This window comes from Curtobacterium sp. MCBA15_016, from assembly GCF_001865105.1.
In the GTDB taxonomy this organism is placed as follows: domain Bacteria; phylum Actinomycetota; class Actinomycetes; order Actinomycetales; family Microbacteriaceae; genus Curtobacterium.
This window is the reverse complement of record NZ_MJGR01000042.1, coordinates 3,511-5,946: the sequence shown is the minus strand read 5'-3', so window position 1 is coordinate 5,946 and position 2,436 is coordinate 3,511. Positions and strand designations below refer to the sequence as shown.

Below are 2,436 nucleotides of genomic sequence, written 5' to 3'. Positions count from 1 at the left end.
CTCGGTGTCCCGCCGGCGGGCGAGCCGACGTTCGGCGTCCGACCCCGGTGCGACCCGGATCCGGGCGGTGCGTGCCGCCCAGATGCGCTCGAGCTCCGCCAGTGCGCGTTCGCCCGCGCCGGCCGGGGCCGGGTGCTGCCCGACCTCGTACTGGGCGACGGGCCCGACGATCCGGGAGAGCAGGTAGTTCTTCTCGCTGTCCGTCGCGAACTCGTGCGCGGCGAGCATCCAGCGGCCGCCGTGCTGGACGAGGGCGACCGGGGCCACCGCACGCCGACGCGGCTCGTGCTGCCCCGGCGTGATGTAGTCGAAGCGGACCGCGGCGGACCGGTCGAGCGCCGAGCGCAGCGGCTCGAAGGCGACGTCACGGGCGCGGAGACGCGGGGCGTACGCGTCGACGCCGAGGGCCCCGGCGCCGTCGTCCTCGGATCCGGCGGACCGCACCTTGAGCAGGCCGCGACGGGAGTCGGCGGAGAGCGCCCCCTCGCGCCAGGCCATCGCGGCGAGGGACAGGAGCGCGGACTCGTCCGGCGTGAAGCGGACGTCGACGGGCAGGTCGTACTCGCCCTTCGGGATCCGGTAGCGGAGCGTCTGGTTGTTGCCGGCGGCACCCGGGGTCTCGATGGTCTCGAGCGGGATGCCCAGCTCGCGGACGTCGTCCTTGTCGCGCTCGAACTGGCGCTCCAGCGAGGCGTTGTCGCCGCCCGTCGTGAACCGCTGCCGGTAGCCCTGCACGTTGGCCAGGATCTCGGACTTCGTCAGCCCGGACTCCGTCGAGAGCAGCGCGAGCACCAGGCTGAACAGCCGTTCCTCGGCAGGCACACGGGGCACACGGGTCGCTGGCACGAGCCGATCCTACGGCAGCGCGGGTGCACCGGAGTGCACCCGCGCCGCGGTCCGTGGACGGTCCGGGAGGGTCAGGCGGAGATCTTCCCGAGGACGTCGATCACGTACGCGTACGCCGCGCCCTGCTGGTGCACGATCGTGAGCACCTGGTCGCCGACACGGTGCCCGACGATGGCGTTCCGGACGCCTTCCTGCACCTGGCCCTTGGCGAGCGGCACGGTCTGCGCGCCCGAGCCGTCGGTCCAGCTGGAGCCGGCCACCGAGGCGTCGGTGCCGTCAGCGGGCCACGACACGGCGGTGTACTTGATGACGGCGGTGTCCTTGTCGGTGAGCTCGGCGCCGTGCCCCTTGCGGAGCAGGTGCGTCTCGTCCGACTTCGGCGCGGACCACGAGGGGATCGTGATGCCGGGCGCACCCGACGGCGCGAGGACGACGGCGGGCATCCCGTCCCCGGCGAGCTGCGGCGTGCCGGTCGCACGCGCGTCGAAGGCCTTCTTGACGTCGATGACGGCGATGACGGCGTCCTCGGTCTTGGTCGACGAGGTCCCCGTGTCGCCGGTGGTCGAGGAGCTCAGGGCGCTCTTCGGCAGTGCGACGGCGAGGCGGTCGCCGACGTGCGCGCACTCGAGGGAGGCGCCGAGCGCCCCGTAGTTGTCGGCGCCCGCGGTGATCGGGGCGGTCTGGCCGGAGTACCCGCTCGTCTGTGCGACCTCGCCGGTCGCACCGTCGACGAGGGTGTACTCGATCACGACGGGCGTGCCGTCCTCGATCTCGCGACCCTCGCCCTGGCGGAGGACCGAGACCTGGGTGCCCTTCGTGGTGAGGCCGCTCGGGATGTTGACCTTCGGCTCCTTGCCGAACGCACCCGTGGCGGTGACCGCCTCGGACGCGGCACCGGGAGCGGCGCAGCTCGACGGCGTGGAACCGGCCCCGCTCGCCGCGCACCCGGTGAGTGCTGCGGCGAGGCCGATGGTGACCAGGAGTGCGGGGATGGTGCGCACGGACCCTCTTTCCGTTCGATGCAGGACGGGCACGTCGCGTAGCCTACCGGTCGTCCTCAGCAGCGCCGTCCGCGTCGGACGCGGCGGGCCCGGCCTCGGCTGCGGCGACCTTGCGGGCCTGTGCCGCCGCCTGTCGCGCGACCTTGCGGAGCTTCTTGTCGCTGGCCGACCGCTCGCCGACGGCGCCGGGCGTCCAGGCCTCGACGTCCTCGTCGGAGAACTCCGCCTTGCCTGCGCGACGCTTCAGGTTCGGCAGCACGACACCGTCGGCCAGCCGGCGTGCCGTGACGAGGAACCCGGTGTGACCGACCATGCGGTGGTCCGGGCGGACGGCGAGGCCCTCGACGTGCCAGGTGCGGACGAGGGTCTCGCTGGACTGCGGGTCCGTGAAGCGCCCGGTGTCGCGGAGCGCCTCGGCCGTGCGGGACAGCTGCGTGACGGTCGCGACGTAGCAGACGATGAGACCACCGGGGACGAGGGCGTCCGCTGCGGCGTCGACGCACTCCCACGGCGCGAGCATGTCGAGCACGACCCGGTCGACGCTCTGCGGTTCGGCGGCGCCGGGCAGCTCCTCGACGAGGTCGCCGAC

Annotated in this window: 2 protein-coding genes and 1 pseudogene; all 3 read right to left on the bottom strand. The window is 73.5% G+C overall.

Annotated elements, in window-relative coordinates:
- On the bottom strand, positions 1 to 846 hold an 846-nt coding region (locus BIV03_RS16025), incomplete at its 3' end, for a YafY family protein (RefSeq protein ID WP_254790930.1).
- Between the two features lie 71 nt (positions 847 to 917).
- On the bottom strand, positions 918 to 1,847 hold the full coding sequence (locus BIV03_RS16020; protein WP_071296404.1) for a hypothetical protein: 930 nt from the start codon (positions 1,845 to 1,847) through the stop codon (positions 918 to 920).
- Positions 1,848 to 1,890: 43 nt separating this feature from the next.
- A pseudogene (locus tag BIV03_RS16015) lies at positions 1,891 to 2,436 on the bottom strand (tRNA (adenine-N1)-methyltransferase); the annotation flags it as partial.